Origin of the sequence: Kitasatospora sp. NPDC058063 (assembly GCF_042885395.1) — a bacterium.
In the GTDB taxonomy this organism is placed as follows: Bacteria; Actinomycetota; Actinomycetes; order Streptomycetales; family Streptomycetaceae; genus Kitasatospora; species Kitasatospora lactacystinica.
In genome coordinates, this window is record NZ_JBHVSD010000021.1 from 1 (window position 1) to 19,221 (window position 19,221).

The 19,221-nt window shown below is 74.5% G+C and carries 17 protein-coding genes and 1 tRNA gene; 9 read left to right on the forward strand and 9 right to left on the reverse strand.

The features are described 5' to 3' along the window. The first annotated feature begins 375 nt into the window (after positions 1-375). A complete protein-coding gene (locus ACFVUY_RS30390; RefSeq protein WP_387735315.1) occupies positions 376-1,806 on the forward strand; it encodes an RICIN domain-containing protein in 1,431 nt (476 codons plus the stop codon). Positions 1,807-1,845: 39 nt separating this feature from the next. Here the strand turns inward: ACFVUY_RS30390 and ACFVUY_RS30395 are convergent, their stop codons facing one another. Then, positions 1,846-2,274 (reverse strand): hypothetical protein, encoded by a 429-nt coding sequence (locus ACFVUY_RS30395; RefSeq protein WP_387735318.1) that lies wholly within the window; start codon positions 2,272-2,274, stop codon positions 1,846-1,848. A gap of 210 nt (positions 2,275-2,484) precedes the next feature. Between ACFVUY_RS30395 and ACFVUY_RS30400 the strand changes: the two genes are divergently transcribed. Continuing rightward, positions 2,485-3,078, forward strand: a complete 594-nt coding sequence (locus tag ACFVUY_RS30400; protein ID WP_387735321.1) for a transglutaminase family protein — start codon at positions 2,485-2,487, stop codon at positions 3,076-3,078. A gap of 300 nt (positions 3,079-3,378) precedes the next feature. After that, complete coding sequence (locus ACFVUY_RS30405) at positions 3,379-4,041, forward strand: DUF4241 domain-containing protein (RefSeq protein ID WP_387735324.1); 663 nt, start codon at positions 3,379-3,381, stop codon at positions 4,039-4,041. A 105-nt stretch (positions 4,042-4,146) separates the two neighbouring features. Here ACFVUY_RS30405 and ACFVUY_RS30410 read toward each other — a convergent pair whose 3' ends face one another. Then, on the reverse strand, positions 4,147-4,509 hold the full coding sequence (locus tag ACFVUY_RS30410; protein WP_387695167.1) for a hypothetical protein: 363 nt from the start codon (positions 4,507-4,509) through the stop codon (positions 4,147-4,149). 206 nt (positions 4,510-4,715) lie between these two features. Continuing rightward, a complete protein-coding gene (locus ACFVUY_RS30415) occupies positions 4,716-4,928 on the reverse strand; it encodes a hypothetical protein (RefSeq protein ID WP_387695166.1) in 213 nt (70 codons plus the stop codon). 268 nt (positions 4,929-5,196) lie between these two features. Between ACFVUY_RS30415 and ACFVUY_RS30420 the strand changes: the two genes are divergently transcribed. Continuing rightward, entirely contained in the window at positions 5,197-6,675 is a 1,479-nt protein-coding gene (locus tag ACFVUY_RS30420) for a purine-cytosine permease family protein (RefSeq protein WP_387695165.1), read from the forward strand. Positions 6,676-7,497: 822 nt separating this feature from the next. On the opposite strand, the gene ACFVUY_RS30425 is transcribed toward ACFVUY_RS30420, so the two are convergent. After that, a tRNA-Cys gene (locus ACFVUY_RS30425) sits at positions 7,498-7,568 on the reverse strand. A 308-nt stretch (positions 7,569-7,876) separates the two neighbouring features. Here ACFVUY_RS30425 and ACFVUY_RS30430 point away from each other — a divergent pair. Continuing rightward, positions 7,877-8,587 (forward strand): hypothetical protein, encoded by a 711-nt coding sequence (locus ACFVUY_RS30430; protein WP_387695163.1) that lies wholly within the window; start codon positions 7,877-7,879, stop codon positions 8,585-8,587. 7 nt (positions 8,588-8,594) lie between these two features. Here the strand turns inward: ACFVUY_RS30430 and ACFVUY_RS30435 are convergent, their stop codons facing one another. Both ACFVUY_RS30435 and ACFVUY_RS30440 read right to left on the reverse strand, forming a co-directional pair. Beyond that, on the reverse strand, positions 8,595-9,254 hold the full coding sequence (locus ACFVUY_RS30435; protein WP_387735327.1) for a polysaccharide deacetylase family protein: 660 nt from the start codon (positions 9,252-9,254) through the stop codon (positions 8,595-8,597). A 395-nt stretch (positions 9,255-9,649) separates the two neighbouring features. Then, positions 9,650-10,375, reverse strand: a complete 726-nt coding sequence (locus tag ACFVUY_RS30440; protein ID WP_387695161.1) for a DUF4232 domain-containing protein — start codon at positions 10,373-10,375, stop codon at positions 9,650-9,652. A 427-nt stretch (positions 10,376-10,802) separates the two neighbouring features. On the opposite strand from ACFVUY_RS30440, the gene ACFVUY_RS30445 reads away from it, so the two are divergent. The 4 genes from ACFVUY_RS30445 to ACFVUY_RS30460 all read left to right on the forward strand — a co-directional run bounded on the left by ACFVUY_RS30445 (position 10,803) and on the right by ACFVUY_RS30460 (position 15,400). Continuing rightward, entirely contained in the window at positions 10,803-12,296 is a 1,494-nt protein-coding gene (locus ACFVUY_RS30445; protein ID WP_387735330.1) for an SDR family oxidoreductase, read from the forward strand. Positions 12,297-12,472: 176 nt separating this feature from the next. Further along, positions 12,473-12,892 carry a YciI family protein gene (locus ACFVUY_RS30450; protein WP_380552160.1) on the forward strand — a complete coding sequence of 140 codons (420 nt, stop codon included), beginning with the start codon at positions 12,473-12,475 and terminating at the stop codon, positions 12,890-12,892. Continuing rightward, positions 12,865-14,196: an RNA polymerase sigma factor gene (locus ACFVUY_RS30455; protein WP_387735333.1), complete on the forward strand. Its 1,332-nt coding sequence runs from the start codon at positions 12,865-12,867 to the stop codon at positions 14,194-14,196. The genes ACFVUY_RS30450 and ACFVUY_RS30455 overlap by 28 nt, the downstream gene beginning before the upstream one ends. Before the next feature lie 121 nt (positions 14,197-14,317). Continuing rightward, the gene (locus ACFVUY_RS30460) at positions 14,318-15,400 is read left to right on the forward strand and encodes a hypothetical protein (protein WP_387735336.1); all 1,083 of its coding nucleotides are present in this window, start codon (positions 14,318-14,320) and stop codon (positions 15,398-15,400) included. 130 nt (positions 15,401-15,530) lie between these two features. Here the strand turns inward: ACFVUY_RS30460 and ACFVUY_RS30465 are convergent, their stop codons facing one another. The 3 genes from ACFVUY_RS30465 to ACFVUY_RS30475 are packed head-to-tail and all read right to left on the reverse strand — an operon-like array spanning position 15,531 to position 19,092. Then, positions 15,531-17,879, reverse strand: coding sequence for an FtsX-like permease family protein (locus ACFVUY_RS30465; protein ID WP_387735339.1), 2,349 nt, complete (start codon positions 17,877-17,879; stop codon positions 15,531-15,533). Next, the gene (locus ACFVUY_RS30470; protein WP_387735342.1) at positions 17,876-18,562 is read right to left on the reverse strand and encodes an ABC transporter ATP-binding protein; all 687 of its coding nucleotides are present in this window, start codon (positions 18,560-18,562) and stop codon (positions 17,876-17,878) included. Before ACFVUY_RS30470 ends, ACFVUY_RS30465 begins: the two co-directional genes overlap by 4 nt. Further along, the gene (locus tag ACFVUY_RS30475; protein WP_387695155.1) at positions 18,559-19,092 is read right to left on the reverse strand and encodes a PadR family transcriptional regulator; all 534 of its coding nucleotides are present in this window, start codon (positions 19,090-19,092) and stop codon (positions 18,559-18,561) included. The genes ACFVUY_RS30470 and ACFVUY_RS30475 overlap by 4 nt, the downstream gene beginning before the upstream one ends. Positions 19,093-19,221 lie beyond the last annotated feature (129 nt).

The following is a 19,221-nucleotide window of genomic DNA, read 5'->3' on the forward strand; positions in this document are numbered from 1 at the left end:
TCCGCCGTCGTAGCCGCGCGCCCGGCTCCGATTCCAAGGAACCGCCGCCCCGCACGCCCCGACCCCTCCCGGCCTGCACGAACACCGTTCCCCTCGCGGCAAAAAGCAGGCAAAACGGACACTGCTAGCCGTCGTCGTTCATCGCATCCGTGTGTGAGCGCCCTCACCGGCCGGGATCCGACGGCATCGCTGACGGACCCACCACCGTCACACCGGGTCACCACCGACCGGCCGCCACTGAGACCCCCGCCACACCCCGCAGACGTGCCCCCGCCGGTCCGTGCGTTGACGGATGATGCGTGTGCTGCCGGGAGCATCCCGGACCGGTGCCGCGGCACCGAGGCACCGAGGCACCGAGGCACCGAGGGGGAGATTGTGCGATTCACCGGCCGGGTCTCCGGCGTCCTGTCGACCGTCCTGCTGGCAGCGGGAGTCGTGGCCGCCCCGCAGGCCGGCGCGGCGCCCGCCGCACCGTGCTCGGGCGGCCGGGTGCTGGACGTGGTCGCCCACCACGACGACGACCTGCTCTTCCTGACCCCCGACCTGATCCACGACCTGGCGAACCCCGACGTCTGCGTGCGGACCCTGTTCCTGGTCGGCTCGTACTACAGCCGGGACGACGTCGCGGCGCATCCCACGGACGCCGACAAGTACGCCTACATGGAAAGCCGTGAGGCCGGCGACCGCGAGGCCTACCGGGCGGCCGCCGGCATCCCCGGCGACTGGCAGCACGCGCCCTACTCGGCGGCGGGCGTGCGGGCGACGACGTGGTCGCTGGGCGGCCGGATCTCCACGGTCGAGCTGCGCGTGCCCGACGCCGCCGCGTCCAACGACGCCGGCACGATGTTCAAGGGCCAGCTGTGGGCGCTGTACGCGGACGGCCGGGAGGCCTGGCCCGTCCCGGGCGCGGACGCGCCGGTGCAGCAGCGGCTGAGCCGCGAGCAGGTCCTCGCCTTCGTCCAGGGCGTCATCGACGACTACGGGCCGACCGTGATCAACACCGAGGATCCGTCGGCGGACCACCAGCGGAGCTCCATGGACGGGAACTTCCACCCCGACCACGTCGCGGCGACCAGGCTGCTGCTCGGCGCCCTGAACCGTCGCGGCGGGACCTGGCCGCGCACGACCTACTACCGGGACTACCTGGCCCGGGAGTCGGCCCCCAACCTGGACGGCCCGGAGCAGGCCCGCAAGCAGCAGGTCTTCGAGGCCTACTGCCCGTACGACGACGAGATCCACCGCGGCGGCTCCTGCCGACCGGACTACGTCGATTGGTACCGGCGCCAGTACTACGCCGACTCGACGTGGCGCGGCTCCTACATCCTGCCCATGTCCTACGGCTTCGAGGACCCGAAGCTCGACCAGCGCTACCGCGTCGTGAACCGCTCCACCGGCCTCTACCTCGACGTCTCCGGCTCCTCGGTCGCCGACCAGGCCCCCCTGCTCGGCTTCTCCCCCACCGGGAACCCCAACCAGGCCTTCACCTTCAGGGCCGCCCTGGGCGGCTGGAACCTGCGCCCGGTGCACAGCGACCAGTGCCTCGACGTGACCGGGTCGAGCACCGCCGCCGGCACCCCCCTGATCCAGTTCCACTGCACCGCCGTCACCGTCGGCCCCGCCAACGTGTCATGGATGTCCAGCCCCAACCAGGCCTTCCGCGTCCGCGGCGACCGCACCGGCGGCTACACCATCACCAACGCCAATTCCGGCCTCGCCCTCACCTCCCCCGCCCGGGCCGGAGGAGCGGTCACCCAGACACCCGCCGCCGGCACCCCCGACCAGCTGTGGGACCTCGTCCCGGCCTGACCCGCGCCGTGGCGCCCCGGCCGTGGCGCCCCGGCCGGCTCATGACCCGGCGCGGCATGACCCGGTGCAGCAGCAGGGCCGGGCCGAGGGTGCCGGTGGGGCGATCTCCCGTCGGTGGCGCTCACCGCGCAGGGCCCGCTGGAGTTCGGGGTCGTCGTCCGGGTCGTAGAGCGGGGAGGCGGTGGCGGCGACGTGGTCGTGGATGCGCTGCCATTCGTCGCGGGCGGCGGCCGCGTGGAGGGCGGCCTCCTCCCCGGCGTCGGTGTGCCGGTAGGCGGTGCGCCGGATCCTCCGGGCGGCGGCGAGGGCCTGGGCGATCGCGCGCGGGCTCGTCCCGGCGGCCCGGAGGCGGACCCGGTGCCGGACGTCGCCGAGCAGCCCGTACTCCCGGTCGTCCGGCTCCCCCTGGGCGTGCGGATCGACGGGTGGGGCGGCGGGGCCGGGTGCGGGGCGGGTGGTGTCGGTCATCGCGGGTGCCTTCCGAGCGGAGGTGCGGGGCAGGGACGAGCGGTGCCCGCGGGGACGGGCCGGGCCACGGCTGCCCGTACCCTGCCGTTCGCCCCGCCACCCGGGCAAGGCGGGCCATGCGGCCCCGGGCCCTGTCCCCCGCCCCCTGCCCCCTGTCCAGGAGGTGGAATTCCGCCCGCGGTGGACGGCGCGCGCGGCACCGTGGGCGGCATGATCCTGCAACCGGAGACCACCGACCTCGCCGCCTACCTCGGGGCGGACGAGGTGATCGACCATCAGCACCCGGAGCTGCGGCGGCTGGCCGCCGAGCTGGCCGCGCCGGAGGCGGCGTACCGCCACGTCCGCGACCGGGTGGCGCACTCCGCGGACGCGGGCGCGTACAGCGGGGCGTTCCGCGCCTCCGAGGTGCTGGCCGCGCGCAACGCGATCTGCCACGGCAAGTCGCACCTGCTGGCCGCGCTGCTGCGGGCGCAGGGCGTGCCGACCGGCCTGTGCTACCAGCGGCTGGAGGACGGCGGGGGCGGATTCGTGCTGCACGCCCTCAACGCCGTGCACCTGGACGGCCGCTGGTCCCGCCTGGACGCCCGGGGCAACCGGGAGGGCGTCGACGCGCGGTACGACCTGGACCGGGAGCGGCTGGCCTGGCCGGTCCGGCCGGAGCGGGGCGAGCGCGACTACCCCGGGGTCTTCGCCGCACCGCCGGCCGCGCTGGTCCGGGCGCTCGCCCGGGCGGTGCCCGGCCGGTTCGGCTACGACCACCTGCCGTCCGAACTCCCGGGCGAGGCGTCGCCCGGCCCCGGGTGAGGTGCCCGAACGTCGTAGGCGCGGCAGGCGGCCGGTCGTCCGGGGATTCGCCCGTGGGCGTTACGGGGCGCCGTGCACGCGGCCCGGCGGCGTGCCCGTCCGCCGGGTGCGGGCCATGGTGTGGCCGCCACCGGGACGGCCGTCCTCGCGGTCCGCCGCCACGGCCGCGGCACGGAAAGCCGGTAGGCACCCGCGTCAGCGGCCTGGGTCGCCGGTGCCCCGGGGGCGCCGGGGTTGTCCGTGGGGGTGCGTATCGTCCGGGGCGGCAGGCACCACGGACGTGAGAAGAAAGGGGCGGGCATGAACGAGGTCCGGCAGGAGACGCGCGAGTACCTCGACGGGCTGTTCACCCCGGGTGTGCGGATCGGCGGCGATCCGCACACCCCGTACAGCTGGATCGAGATAGCCGAACTGAAGGAGGTCAGCACGATCCGGCTGCCGAGCGGGCGGCTGGTCGTGGACTCGCCCTGGAGCACCGGGGCGCCGCGCGAGCTCTCGGTCCGCGTGCCGCCCGGCGAGTACCCGGTGGACGTCTCCTGGGCCGACTGGCCCCGCCTCGCCGACGGCTACTACACCGAACACCGGATGTGCGCCGCGACGCGCCTGCGCGTGCGCGACGAGCCGGTGGTCACCTGGCAGCTCGCCCTCGGGGTGGGCGAGGACCCGGCGCTGCGCTCCGCCGGCGCGGGGTACGAGGCGGAGGAGGCGATGGGCTGCTTCGCCGACGCCACCGCCTGGCAGGCGTTGACCGGGCCCTTCCGCCACGGTCCGGCGGCCGGACGGGACACCGAGGACCTCTGCGAGGGCCACTTCGAGCTCGTCCGCGACGAGGCGCACCGGGCCGACCTGCTGACCTTCGGCGTCCCGGAGGGCTGGGGGCAGGTCTGGGAGGGCCTGGCCCGCGACGGCGGGATCGCGGCGATCGTCGCACCCGGCCCGGTGCCCACCAGCCCGTGGGACTGAGCGGTCCTGCCGCCGCACCGGCGGTCCCGACGGACGGCGGCCCGGGTGCGGCCCTTCGCCGTCGGGCCGCCGTCCGCGGCCGGGCGAGGGCGGCCCGTGCCGAGGTCAGCCGGCTTCCGGTGCCGGGCCGGGGCCGGCGGCGCCCGCCATCACCTGGGCGTGCAGGCAGGCGCGGGCGTGCGACAGGGCCGCGGCGGCGGCGCGCAGGTGGTGGTTGACGACGGGGAGCAGGGTGCCGCGCAGGCGATCGGCGGTGTGCAGTGCGGTGGCGGCCTGTCCCAGCAGCTCGCCGGCGCGGTGTATGGCCTGGCCGCGGTCGCTGGCGCGGTACTCCTCGGCGAGGGCTGCGGCGGCATGGGCGAGTTCGCCGACGCCGGGGTCTTCGACGGGTTCGGCGCCGAAGAACTCCAGCATGGACGCCAGTTCTGCCAGCCGGGCGTTGCGGCGCTTGTCCCACCAGGTGCTCACGTTGCGATCATGCACCACGACGCACCGCGATGTGGTGGGAACGGGTCAACTTCCCTGCGCGGGGGAGAATCCGGCCCGCCGGGGGTGGGTGACCGGCGCTTCCGGCCTCCGGGGGCGGCGCCGGGGGCGTACGCACGACCGGGGCGCGCCCCCAGGAGGGTGCGCAGCGCCGGGCGGTGCGGGATCCCTCCGCCGCCCGCACCGGGTCAGTAGCCGTCGTACGGCTGGCAGCCGGGGCAGACGTCGATCTGCACGCCGGGTGCGGGGCAGGGGTAGAACCAGCCCGCGCGAGCGGCCCGCTGGTGGATCAGCGGGCCGTCGGTCTCGGCCCTGCCGTCGTGGAAGACGGCACCGCACCCGTGGTCGCAGGTCATGGTGCCGATCGGGCGGGTGTCGGCCCCCGCGAACGTGACAGCCATCTCGGCTCCCCTCTCCCGGCCGCCAGTCTGCCGCCCCCGGCGGGCGGTGAACAGGCCGCGGCCCAAGCCGCGCCGCCGAGGTGGGCGCGGGCGCCGGACCACTCGGCCGCCGGACCACTGGGCCGCCGGACCGCCGGACCACTGGGCCGAACCCGTAACGAAGTGGACAAAGTAGGATGGCTGAACTCCCGCGCTACGCGCGAAGAGTTCCATAAATGCCCCATTTGCCTGTTTCATTCTCCCGCTTCACACGCACGGAGCCACCCTCATGGACAACCTGTCCACCGTCGACGTCGACGGCGCGATAGAGACCCGCGGTATCGAACCCGTCCCGGACCACGAGCGCCGGGGCAGAGTCCGCGAGCTCTTCCCGACCTGGGTCGCGGCGAACATCAGCGTCCTGCTCCTCACCATGGGCGCGGCCCTGGTGGTGTTCAACCAGTTGAACTTCTGGCAGGTCCTGGTCGTCGCCGCGTGCGCCGCACTCGCCTCCTTCGGCATGGTCGGCGTGCTGTCGGTCTCCGGGAAGTGGGGCGGCGCCCCGGGCGCCACGCTCTCCCGGGCCACCTTCGGGGTGCGCGGCAACCTCTTCCCCGGCGCGATCCTCTGGGTCGCCCGGTTCGGCTGGGAGACGATCAACGCCGTCACCGGCGCCTACGCCGTGCTGACCGTCCTCGACCTGATGTTCGGCGTCAAGAGCAACACCGCGCTGATCGTCATCACGCTGTTCGCCTTCGTCGCCTGCACCTTCCTGGTCTCCGGCATGGGCCGCAAGGCGCTGAACGTCTGCAACACCTGGTCGACGTACCTCTTCGGCGTCTTCAGCGTCCTGGTCCTGGGCTACCTGATCGCGACCATGAACTGGAGCGAGGTCTTCTCCAAGCCCGCGGGCACCACCGCGATGATGATCGCCGGCATCGGGACGATCGCCGCCGGCGGCATCAGCTGGGTCCCCACCGGCCCGGACTTCGCCCGCTACCTGCCGCACTCCGCCTCCGGCCGGAAGATCGTCGGCGTGACGGTCTCCGGTGCCGGCCTGGTGATGGTGCCGATGGTGCTGATGGGCGCCGTGATGGCGGTGGCCTCGCCCGGCCTGGCGCAGGCCGCGGACCCGGTCTCCTTCCTCGGCGACCTGCTGCCGACCTGGCTGGCCGTGCCCTACCTGCTGACCGCGATCGTGGGCATGCTGCTGATCAACAGCCTCTCCATGTACTCGGCCGGCTTCACCGCGCAGACCATGGGCGTGAAGCTGCCGCGCGCCACGGCCGTCAGCATCAACGCCGTGATCTCGCTGGTCGGCGGCCTGCTGCTGATGCTGGTCGCCAAGAGCTTCCTGGGCTCCTTCATCACCTTCCTGATCCTGCTCGCCGTCTCCTTCTCGGCCTGGATCGGCGTCTACGCGGTGGACATGTTCCGCCGCCGGTCGCGTGCGGTGCGCTACGACGCCGCCGCGCTGATGGACACCAGCAGGAACAGCCCGTACTGGTACAAGGCCGGCTTCTGCTGGCAGGCGATGGTCTCCTGGGTGCTCGCGCTGCTGATCGGGCTCGCCTTCACCAAGTGCGACTGGTTCGCCGGCCCGTTCTCCGACACCCCGATCGGCAAGTACGGGCTCGCCTGGGCGGCGACCATCGTGATCTCCGGCGCGATCATGGCCGTGCTCCCCGCGCCCCGGGAGAACACCCCCGCCACCGCCGAGCAGCCCGCCGACGTCCCGGCGGAGCGCACCGAGCGGGTCACCGTCTGACCGCACGGCGCGAACCCCCGCACGCCCCGGACCGCCCGGGTGCCGGCTCCACCGAGCCGGCACCCGGGCGGTCCGGTTTTCGGTTCCGCAGATTCCGCCGGTGCCGTGGCCGGGCGCCGGGGCGCCGGACGAGGTCCTGGTGGTCGGCGCCCTCGGCCCGGGCCGGTGTTCCGGATCGCTATCCGCGCGCCGCGGCGCGGCGGGCAGGTCCGTGCGCAGCGGCCCGTCACCGGCCTCGCGCGGGAGCAGGTCGTGCGGGCGTTCCTGCCCGCCCTACCGGGACGGCGCGGCCCGGACCAGGGCCCGGCACTTCCGGCACGAGGCCGGGTCCCCGGGCTCGAAGTGGCAAAGGAAGACCTTGAAGCAACGGAGCCCGCACAGGGTGCGGGGCCTGCCGCGGCTCAGGTCCCCGGCGTGCAGGACACCGGGCACCCCCTGGACCCCGACGGCGGGGAACTCGGCAGGCTCGCGCGCGGTGGCGGAGGACCGGGTCCCGTCAGGGGCTCCGGTGTCCGGGCTGTCGGTCATGCCGGGCAGCATGCCACGGTCGGGGACCGTCGTCGGCGCCGGGCTCCCACCGCGGGTCGGCGGGGCTTGCGTGCCGGTGGGCGGCGGCCTGCCGTGCGTGGCCGGGCGGTCGGACGGGCGGCCCGGAGACGCCGGGGCCGATGCCGGGTCAGCACTCCCGGGGAGGCCCCCGGCCCGGGCCTTGCCGTCCGGGCGGGGGCGGCAGCCGGGCTGTTCCTGCGGTGGGCTGACGGACCGCCGGCCGACGCGGGGGCGGCCGGCGGGGCACATCCCGGCACCGGCGGACAGGAGAAAAGGTGGAGACAGGAATCGAACCCGTCTGAACGGTCCTGCAAACCGTCGCCTCGCCACTCGGCCACTCCACCTCGACAACGGTGGAAACATTACACACGTATGAACCGGAACTCTCCGGAAGTGCTGGATTTTCACTCCGGAAGGCTCTTAATGCTTCTAGTGTTATTTCTCTCGACATGGCGCCGAAAGGGCCCGGAGGCCGACACGGGGAAAGTCATGTTGCGCTAGCCTGTGCCGATATCTCCAACCCGATGGGATTTCATTGATGGCCGTCGAGGAATCACGGTTCACCCGTATCACGGAGCTGCGTGGCGAATCCGCCACGAACCGGTGCCAGTACAAGAGTCTGCCCCTGCGCGACCTTCCGCCGCTCGGTGTCGTGCGTCGCGCGCGGATCGTCCGCGAAGGCCTGCGTGAGCGCCGCGCCGACATTCCGGCGCCCGGCCGTCCCTCCCGCTTCGCCGAGGGGGACTGGGTCCGGGTGAAGGACGAGGCCGTGGTGCGCGCCACCCTGGACGCCAAGGACCGCCACCGCGGCCTGTGGTTCACCCGGAGCCAGTGGTCGTTCTGCGGCGGCGTCTACCAGGTCGAACGCGTCGTGCGCCGCATGATCGACGACCACTACCGCGTGCGGCGCCTGTCGGGCACCGTCGCCCTGGCCGGCGCCACCTGCCACGGCGCCGACGGGACCCAGGGCTGCGGCATGGACTGCGCGCTGCTGTTCCGCGACGAATGGCTGGAGCCCGCCCCCGCGCCGGTCCCCGCCGCCCGGCCGGTCGCCCTGTGGGCGACGGTGCGCAGCCTCGCGGAGATCCACGCGACCCTCGGCTCCGACGGGCGCCTGCACGGCGTCCCCTTCCAGCCGGGGATGGAGCTCCACGCCGGCACCCGGCACGGCGCCACCGAGCTGCGTCACCGGTCCCTGGCCTGGTGGCAGCACCCCACCGGGGGGCGCTGGTTCATCCTCCAGGGCCTGCGCTGCGGCGGCGAGCCGGCCCCCACCGGCTGCGACCGCCGCTGCGCCCTGCTGTGGCACGAGTCCTGGCTGCGCCTGGAACCCGCCGCGGAACCCTCCGCCGCCGGCCGCTGAGCGGCCGTCAGCGCCGCCAGCGGTCGCGCACCAGCTTCGCGGTCAGGTGCAGCGGTCCGTCCCGGTCCCCGACGTAACATCGGGGAAGCGCGTACACCCCGCTGTGGGGCCCGGGGCTGACCGCGCACCCGTACGCGTAGCCGGCCTGCTCCACCGCCTCCACGGCGGCGTCGTCGAGCGAGCCGTACGGGTAGCAGAACCCGTCGACCTCCCGGCCCGTGAGGTCCTCCAGCACGTGGCGGCTGTCGGTGACCTGGGCGGCGAGGTCCCGCGCGCCCAGGCCCGCCAGCCGCCGGTGGGTCAGCCCGTGCGAGCCGATCTCCACCCCGGCGGCAGCGGCTTCCCGGACCTCGTCCGCCGTCATCAGCGGCTTGCGCGGGCCCTGCCGGTCCCAGTCGTTGGATCCGCCGAGCCGGCCGGCCACCACGTAGACCGTCGCGGTGAAGCCGTACTCCGCCAGTGCGGGCATGGCCTCCTCCAGGAAGTCGCGGTACCCGTCGTCGAAGCTGAGCCCGACCAGGCCCGCCGCGGTGCCGTCCCGGTGGGAACGCATCAGCTCGCCCACCGACACCCCGCGCAGCCCGCGGGCGGACAGCCAGCGCAGCTGGCGGCGGAACCGTGCGGGATCGACGGTGATCAGATAGGGGTCCTCGACCGTCGACGTCACCGAGTGATACATGAGTGTCCACGGGAGGCTTCCAGCGCCTGCGCCGGTCTCCCTTTCCGGACTATTGCGTGGTCGAATGATTCGCATGTTCCGCTCCAGCTGTCCGGTGGCACCGCCTGTGCAGGTGGACCCGAGGAAATTGCATTCTGGCAGCGTCGGACCCGGCTTCCATTCGCGCCAGGCGACTCCGCTTCATTTCACCCGGATGCCGGAGCGGGAGCCGTCTGCCGGGGGACCGGCCGAACAGCCCCGGTGACGGTGGCGGTAATGGCGACGGCGGGGGCGGGGGCCGCCGTCGCAGGTGCCGGAGCAGGCCCTGGAGGGGCGAGGGGTTCTCGCCGCCCGCTCCGGCCGTGGCGGCAGGTGCCGCCGTGGCGGGCGGGCCGGTTCCGGGGCTACTTGGGGGCGGCCGTCATGGAGGCGACGGCGTCCGCCACGCTGGAGCGGTAGTTGCCCATCTTGGGGTTCAGCACCCGCACGCCGCTGTCGAGCGGGAAGTTCTGGGTGTTCGCGAGGGGCATGTTGGTGCCCTCGTCGTCGGCCAGCACGTTGATCTCGTTGATGCCGGGGGTGGTGCCGGTGGTGGCGCCGCTCGGGTCGAGGTCGATCACCGCGTAGGCGTTCTGCCCCGCCGGGACCGTGAAGCGCTCGGTGCCGCTGGCGAGTATCGGCTTGACGTTCTTGCTCTGGTCGGGCGAGACGGAGTCGCCGAGGTCGACCCCCGGGGAGGAGCTCAGGCTGCAGGAGCTCGCACCGGTGTTGCGCACCTCGATCACCCGCTGGCCGGCCGCCCCGGACCGGGCCGTCACCTTGATCGAGAGGTTCTTGATGTCGCACGGGTGGGCGGCGGCGCCGGCACCGCCGCCGTCGGACTTGGTGCCGCCCGGGGTGCTCGCGCCGGACGGCTTCTGCGGGGCGGGCTTCGTCGCCGCTCCCGTGGCCGGTGCGCCCGCCGTGGGGGCACCGGAGGCCGGGGGCGTGACGGCCACCGTGGCGGCCGCGGAGGCCCCCGGGCCGCCGGCCGTGTCGGTGTTGTCGGGCCCGCAGGCGGTCAGCGCGAGGCCGGCTCCGACGACGAGGGCGGCGGAGGCGAGCAGCTGGTGACGGTGGCGGACGGACATGGTGGCTCCCCGATGGCGGTGCGTGCTGACTTGCGTGGACACCTCACAGGACGGTCGGTGGACGGCTTTTGGTGGCATGCACAGCGTCACAATCATCCGGACAGGATGAAGATCGGATCGTGACATTCCGTCAAGTGCGTGCGGGTGGACGGCCGGCCAGGGGTCGGCTCGGCGGGCGGCCCGGGATCGGCTCTGCGGGCGGCGGGCGGGGCCGCGAGGGCGGCCCGGGAGGCGGACGGCGACCGGCCGTACGGGCCCGGGGCCTGCGGGCCGCGGCCGGCCGCGCGAGGCCCGGCCGAGGCCCGGCTCGGGCGACCGCGGGCGCGGCAGCGGGCGCGCCGGGCCTTCCGGTGCGGGAACGTGGAACCGGACGAGGGCTTCCCGGCCCGGCGGAAGCCGCGGGTGCTGCTTCCGGAGAGGAGTCGACATGGATCCGCTGCGGCCCGGCCCGCTGCGCTGCCTGGTGACCGGGGCGACCGGCTACATCGGCGGCCGGCTCGTGCCCGAACTGCTCGCCCGCGGGCACACCGTGCGCTGCCTGGTGCGCGATCCCCGGCGGCTGCGCGACCAGCCCTGGCGGGCCCGGGTGGAGACCGCCACCGGTGACGTCACCCGCCCCGCCACCCTCGCCGGGGCCTTCGACGGCGTCGACGTCGCCTACTACCTCGTCCACTCGCTCGGCACCGGGCCGTCCTTCGAGGCGACCGACCGCGACGCCGCCCGTGCCTTCGCGGCGGCCGCGGCGGCCGCCGGCGTCACCCGGATCGTCTACCTCGGCGGCCTCGTCCCCGCCGGGGTGCCCGAGGCGGACCTCTCCCCCCACCTGCGCTCGCGCGCCGAGGTCGGCCGTGTCCTGCGCGCCGGCGGTGTCCCCACGGCCGAACTGCGCGCCGCCGTGATCATCGGCTCCGGCAGCGCCTCCTTCGAGATGCTGCGCCACCTCACCGAACGCCTGCCCGCGATGGTCACCCCGCGCTGGGTGTCCACCCGGATCCAGCCGATCGCCGTCCGGGACGTCCTGCGCTTCCTGGTCGGCGCCGCCCACCTGCCGCCCGGGCTGAACCGCACCTTCGACATCGGCGGCCCCGACGTCCTCACCTACGAGCAGATGATGCAGCGCTACGCCCGCGTCGCCGGGCTGCGCCGGCGCCTCGTCGTCCCCGTGCCGGTCCTCACCCCCCGCCTCTCCAGCTACTGGGTCGGTCTGGTGACCCCGGTGCCGGGGTCCATCGCCCGCCCCCTCGTCGAGTCCCTGCGCCACGAGGTCGTCTGCGGCGAGCACGACATCGCCCGCTGGGTGCCCGACCCGCCGGAGGGCCTGACCGGTTTCGACCGGGCCGTCACGCTCGCCCTGCGCCGGATCAAGGACGCCGACGTCGCCACCCGCTGGTCCTCCGCCTCGCTGCCCGGTGTGCCCAGCGACCCGTTGCCCACCGATCCCGACTGGGCCGGCGGCAGCCTCTACCAGGACGTCCGGGAACGCGTCGTGGCCGCGCCGCCCGCCGCCGTCTGGCGGGTGATCGAGAGCATCGGCGGCGACAACGGCTGGTACTCCTTCCCGCTCGCCTGGGCCGTGCGCGGCCGGCTGGACCGCCTGGTCGGCGGCGTCGGACTGCGCCGGGGCCGCCGCGACCCGGCCCGGCTGCGGGTCGGGGACTCCCTGGACTTCTGGCGCGTCGAGGAGATCGAACCCGGCCGGCTGCTGCGCCTGCGGGCCGAGATGCGCCTGCCCGGACCGGCCTGGCTCGAACTCTCCGTCGCACCGGACGGGGACCGCGGGACCCGGTACCGGCAGCGGGCCCTGTTCCACCCGCACGGCCTGGCCGGACACGCGTACTGGTGGGCCGCCGCGCCGTTCCACACCGTGGTGTTCGGGGGCATGGCCCGCAACATCACCGAACGCGCCCGCCGGCAGCCCTGATCCGGCCGGGCCCCGGCTCCCCTGCTCCCCGGCGTGCGGCGCGGGCCCCCGTCGCGGGGAACACGGAGAACACGAAGAAAATGATCCGGGTCCGCCCACCGTGTCGATCCGCGACCGCGCCGTTCGACCTGGGACCGGAAGGGTCGAGAGGCGACCCCCGAACGAGGAGGCCGGAGATGGCGAAGTACATGCTGATCATGCGGGGCACCGACGAGTCCGTCGCGAAGATGATGGAGACGCCCTTCGAGGAGATGCTCGAAACGGTGGGCCGTTTCAACGAGGAGCTGATCCGGGCGGGCGTGCTCGTCGCCGCCGAGGGGCTGGACGACCCCTCGCAGGGCGTGGTGGTGGACTTCGGCGGGGAGACCCCGGTGGTCACCGACGGACCGTACGGCGAGACGAAGGAGCTGTTCGGCGGCTTCTACGTGATCGACGTCGCCTCGAAGGAGGAGGCCGTCGAGTGGGCCAAGCGCCTCCCGGCGCTGCCCGGCTCGAAGTGCGAGGTCCGCCGCGTGCCGGGCATCGAGGAGTTCCCGCAGGACAACGAGTGGATCGTCAAGGAGCGGGCGTGGCGCGAGCGGACCGGCCAGCTGTGACAGCCGGGGCCACCGACGGCCCGCCGGTCGCCGAGTCGGCGCGGCGGGCCGTCGAGGCCGTCTGGCGGATCGAGTCGGCACGGATCGTCGGGGCGCTGGCCCGGTACACCGGGGACTTCGCGCTGGCCGAGGACGTCGCGCAGGAGGCGCTGGCGGAGGCACTCGTCACCTGGACGCGCGACGGTGCGCCGGCCAACCCGGTGGGCTGGCTGCTGGCGACCGCGCGGCGGCGGGCCGTCGACGCCTTCCGCCGCAGGTCGGCCCGCGACGAGCGGTACGCCTCGCTCGCCGGCCGGCTGGCCGACGGCCAGTCCAGCTCGGGCGCGGCCGACCCGCCCGCGCCGCCCGACGATCTGCCGTGGGACCCGGACCGGGTCGACGACGACGTCCTGTCCCTCATGTTCGTCGCGTGCCACCCGGTGCTGTCGCCCGAGGCCCGGGTGGCACTCACGCTGCGCGTGGTGGGCGGCCTGTCCAGCGAGGAGATCGCCCGCGCCTTCCTCGTGCCGGTACCGACCGTGCAGGCCCGCATCACCCGGGCCAAGAAGACGATCGCCGCCGCCCGCGTGCCGTTCGAGCTGCCGCCGCCCGAGGAACGGCCGGCGCGGCTCGGCGCCGTCCTGAGCGTCCTGTACGTGGTCTTCACGGAGGGCTCGACGGCGACGGCCGGCGACCACCTGCTGCGCCCCGACCTCGCCTACGAGGCCGTACGGCTGGCCCGGGTCCTGGCCGCCCTGCTGCCCGGGGAGCCCGAGGTGCACGGCCAGCTCGCGCTGTTCGAGCTCACCGCCGCGCGCTTCCCGGCCCGCACCGGGCCCGACGGCGAGGCGGTGCTCCTGGAGGACCAGGACCGGCGCCGGTGGGACCGCTCCGCGATCCGGCGCGGTCTGGCCGCGCTCGGCCGCGCCGCCGCCCTCGGGCGGGGCCTCGGACCGTACGGTCTGCAGGCCTCGATCGCCGCCTGCCACGCGACGGCGCCCTCGGTGCCGGAGACCGACTGGGACCGCATCGTGCTCCTGTACGAGGCGCTCGGCCGGGTGGCCCCCTCCCCCGTCGTCGACCTCAACCGCGCGGTGGCCGTCGCGATGGCGGGCGGACCGCGGGAGGCGCTGTCCATCGTCGACGACCTGGCCGCCTCCGGCCGCCTGTCCGGGTCGCACCTGCTCCCCGGTGTGCGCGGCGAACTGCTGCTCCGCCTCGACCGCACCGCCGAGGCCCGTGCCGAGCTGGAACTCGCCGCCCGCCTGTGCCGCAACTCCCGCGAGCGGTCGGTGCTGCTGCGCAAGGCGGCCGCGCTGGGGTGACGTCCGCCGGCCCGGCCGCCCGCGGCCGCGGCCGGCGGAATTTCCGCTTCCCCTTGCTCTCCTGGCTCTGGTATGACAGCACCTGGCCCGATCGGGGCCACCTGAACAGGGGGATGTTGTCGTGCTGAGGACCACCCGCCGACGCCGGGTACGCGTCGCTTCGATGCTGGCCGCCTCGGTGGCGCTCGCCACCGTGATGACGGCCGCGCCGGCCGGGGCCGCGCCCCACTCGACCGGGAGCGACGCCGCCCCGACGGCCGGGCTGAACCTGATGCTGCGCGCCGATCCGTGGAAGGTCGTCCAGACCCGCCGGGCACCGGACGGCACCTGGGACGCCGCCAGGGAGATCCCGCAGTTCGGCGGCTTCCGGTACTGGACGACCGTCGTCGACTCCGGGCGGCTGCGGCTGTTCGGGCTCCGGAGCTCCGGCCCGATGAGCGTGCAGTTCGTCCAGTCGACGCAGCAGCCCGACGGCAGCTGGCCCGCCCCGACCCCGATGCGGGGCCTGGCGGAACTGCCCGTCTCCAACGAGTACTTCCAGCTGGGCACGGCCGGCGCGGCCATCGTGGACGGCCGGGTCCAGCTGGCGGCGGTCGACCCCGCGGGCCGGCTCGTCCACACCGTCGAGAACCCGGACGGGAGCTGGCAGCCCTGGGGAGCGATCAGCGCCCCTCCGGGACTCGGCTCGGACAAATACTTCAGCCTGGCGACGGCCGAGGTGAACGGCGAACTGCACATCGTGGCCACCATGTGGAACGACGGCAGCGTGCTCCACACCATCCGGCACGCGGACGGCACCTGGGCCGGCTGGGGCAACATCATGGGCGCGGCCGGGACCCCCTCCCCCTGGGGCTGGCCGCACGACGTGGTCGCGGTGGGCATCAACGGCGCGCTGCAGGTCGCCGTGGTGAACAACAGCCAGATCGCCGTCTACCACACGATCCGCAACTCCGACGGGAACTGGGCCGGTTGGGGGCCCATCGGCCAGCAGATCCTCACCCAGCCCTTCTACGTGTGCGGCGCCGACGGCGCCAATGTGAACAACGAGCTGCAGCTGCTCTTCGAGACCTGCGCCAACAACGGCTCGCTCTACCACACCATCCGTCACGCGAACGGCAGTTGGGACCGGGCCGGCTACGTCCAGAGCGCCGTCGACCTCTCCCCCTGGCGGCCCGTCGCGGACGGGTCGGCCGTCGGCGGCTGATCCCCCCGGGCCGCCTCCCCGGCCGGCTCCCGTACCGCCGCCCCCAAGCCGCCGTCTCCCGCCCCGGCGCGGGAGACGGCCCCCCGCGGGGACCGGCCGGGGTGCACCGGGGCGCCGCGCGGGAGACGGGCTACTCGTAGCGCAGCGCGTCGGGCCGCATCAGCCGCAGGAGTCGCGGCAGTCCGAGGGCGGTGGTGAGGAGGACCGCACCGGCCGCGATTCCCGACATGGCCAGCATCGAGCCCCAGTCCACGTTCCACGGGACGCCCGCCGCGTACTGCAGCACCGTCCCCATCAGCAGGCCGCCGACGGCCGCCAGCACCAGGCCCAGGGCCATCGGGAGCAGCGTCTGCCACAGCACCGACAGGCCCAGGACGCGGCGGCGGGTGCCGACGGCGTTCAGCACGCCGAGCACCCGGCGCTGTTCCCGGAAGCGCTCCAGCTGGCCGACCAGCAGGCTGAGGGAGACCAGCAGGAGGGTGATCGCCGATCCCGCCGTCAGCAGGCGCTTGACCGCGAGGTAGGTGGGGTCGAGCGTGTTGTCGAGCGGGAACCCGGTGCGGGCCTGCGGGTCGATCGCCATCACGGCGGTGGTCAGCTGCTCCTTGGGGTCCGTCAGGCCGTCGGCGAGCGACACCAGGACGGTCGCCGGCTGTCCGCGCAGCGCCTCGGCCGGCACGGCGGCGGGGGTGAGCAGCAGCAGGCCGGATCCGATCCGCCCGTTGGGGTCCGCGCCCTCGACGGCGGTGACGGTGGCCGTCACGGCGGGCAGCGGGAAGGGGGCCGGCTCGCCGGTGCCCCGGAAGTAGGCGGCGTGGACGGTCGTCCCGGGCCGGACCGGTTCGGCGTCCGGCCGCCCGGCCGGGCCCTGGACCGCGAAGGCGTCGCCGTCCTTGCAGTCGGGCAGGGTCGCGAAGCCGCGCAGCACCGTGCAGGAGGCGATCCGGACCGAGGGCAGCTGCCAGGACCTGGCTGTCCCGCTCTCCAGGGAGAACTCGGTGTACGCCGCGGTGGCCTTGACCGCGGCGCTGTGCGCCAGGCGTTCGGCGATGCCGTCGGCGGTGGGCGCGCCGCCGGGGAAGGACACCGACTGCTGGTACGGCCCGGCGGCGGGCACGCCCCGGGTGATGCCCTCGTACTGTGTGCTGATGCCGAGGAAGAGCGTCTGCAGGGCGATCGCCCCAGCGATCGCCACCACAACGCCGCTGACCGCCGCGGCGGCCGGTCCCGAGCCCAACTGCAGGCGGCGGGTAGCCAGTTGCCAGGAAAGCCCGCCGCCGCCGGCCCGTCGGGTGACGGCCTCCACCAGCCACGGCAGGAGGGTGCAGAGGCCGATCAGCGTCAGCATCACGCCGACTGCCACGAGGAGCGATCCGTGTGTGCCGTTCCCCGGGTCGAAGAGCGCGAGGGCGAACACCGTCAGGGCCAGGCCGGCCAGCGGCAGCATCAGGCGCCATCCGATCCGGCGCCGGCCGGGGCCGGAGCGGCGGACCACGCCGAGCGGGTCGACGGTCGCCCGGCGCATCGCGAGCAGGGTGACGCCGATGCCCATGAGCGGCACGATCACGGCGATCGCGGCGGCGACGGCGGGCTGCGGTGCGACGTCCTCGGGGTAGAAGCTGAATCCGGCGAGCCGGATCCGTCCGATCGCCTGCCGGCCGATCAGGAAGAGCGCCGCCCCGGCGGCCAGGCCCAGCACCGCGCCCACCAGGGACTCCCCGGCGGCGATCCGGGCGGTCATCCGGTGATCCGCACCGCCGAGCCGCAGGGCGGCGAGGCGGCGGTCGCGCCGTTCGCCGCCGAAGCGCGCGGCGGCGGCGAGGAAGACCCCGACCGGGGCCAGCATCACCGTCAGGCCCACGGCGTTGAGCAGGATCAGCTTCGGGTCCATGGATTTGGGCGGTGAGAAGTGGCCGAACTCGGTGATCCGGACGGCGCCGGTGTCCAGCGAGAGGCGGTCGCCGCCGAGCACGAAGTCGGCCTGGCCGGGTCCGAGCAGTCCGGCCGGGCCGATGGTGCCGACCACGGGGTGGGGCAGGCGCTCGCGCAGCAGCTGGTTGGCGGGATCCTTCAGCAGGTCGGCCAGGGCCGGGGAGACGGCCATCTCGCCGGGCTTCGGGTAGGCGGCCACCCCGGGCGGCAGCGCCGCGTTCGGGCCCTCGGGCTGGACGATCCGGCCGCGGACGGGCGTGCCGTGGAAGGTGGTGTCGGCGACGGCCACCAGGACCGTCCGGTCGCCGGGGGTGGGCAGGTCCTCGTCCTGGAAGGTGTCGTTCTGCGTGTACAGGCGCTGGTCGCGGTGGTGCACGATGCCGGGGAAGGAGGCGGTGAAGAGCAGCAGGGCCACTCCCAGGCCGACGCCGCAGGCGGTGAGCAGCAGCCGGCCCCAGCCGTCCTGTCCGCTGGTGACGGCCAGTCGGGCGCCGAGGGCGAGCTGGTCCAGGGCCGGCCGGCGGACCTTCGGGTCGGCGGCGCTCACCGGGCGGCCGCCAGGTCGCGGGTGCGGCCGTCGCGGACGACGACCTCGCGGTCCGCGTAGGCGGCGACCCGCGTCTCGTGGGTGACCAGGACGACGGCCGCGCCGGTCTCCCGCGCGGCGAGGGTCAGCAGCTTCATGACGCGTTCGCCGTTGAGGGTGTCGAGGGCGCCGGTCGGCTCGTCGGCGAACACCGCCTTGGGGCCGGTGATCAGGGCGCGGGCGGCCCCCACCCGCTGGCCCTGGCCGCCGGACACCTCGCCGGGGCGCTTGGCGGCGACGTCGGCGACCTCCAGTCGTTCCAGCCACTCGCCGGCGCGGGCCTCGGCGGCCTTGCGGCGCATGCCGTTCAGGCGCAGCGGCAGCGCGACGTTCTCCAGGCAGGAGAGTTCCGGGACGAGCTGGCCGAACTGGAACAGGAAGCCGAACTCGGTGCGCCGCAGGGCGCTGAGCTCGGCGTCGGTGCAGGTGGTGAGGTCGCGGCCCCGGTAGCCGATGGTGCCGCGGTCGGGGCGGGTGATGCCGGCGAGGCAGTGCAGCAGGGTGGACTTCCCGGAGCCGGAGGGGCCCATGACGGCGACGAGTTCGCCGGCGGCGACGGTGAGCGAGGCGCCGGCGAGGGCCGGGGTGAGGCCGAAGGACTTGTGCAGGTCCTGGGCGGTGAGCAGGGGTCCGGCGCTGGTCAACGTGGGGTCTCCGTGAGGCGGGCGGTGAGGTCGTCGAGGCGGGCGGCGGTCAGTTCCAGCCAGCGCAGGTCGGCCTCCAGGTGGAACAGCGCGTGGTCGCAGATCAGTTCGTCGGCGAGGTCGCCGGCGAGCTTGCGGCGGGTCAGTTCGCGCATGGTCCGCAGGTGTTCGGCCCGCTGGGTGTCCAGGACGTCGGCGGCGGAGCGTCCGGTCAGGATGGCGAGCACGACCTTGTGGTAGAGGGTGCTCTGCAGGTACGGCTGCGGGTCCTCCGGCTGGTTGAGCCAGTCGGCGAGGTCGGTGACTCCGGCGTCGGTGATCGCGTACCGCTTGCGGTCCGGGCCGTCGCCGGCCTCCACGCCCTCCACGACGACCAGGCCGTTCTTCAGCAGCCGGGAGAGCGTCGCGTACACCTGCCCGTAGTGCAGGGACCGGTCGCGCCCGAAGTGCTCGTCGTAGAGGCGTTTGATGTCGTATCCGTGGCGGGGCTGGGCTTCCAGGAACCCGAGGAGCATCTGTCCGAGTGACATGATCAAGGACTATACACATCATGTATACATGGCATGTATAGCGAGGCGGGCCCCGGCGGTGGGGCCGGCCCGCACCCGCTCCGTACGCCCGCCGGCCGCACCCGCGAGGGCTGCGGCCGGCGAGCGGTT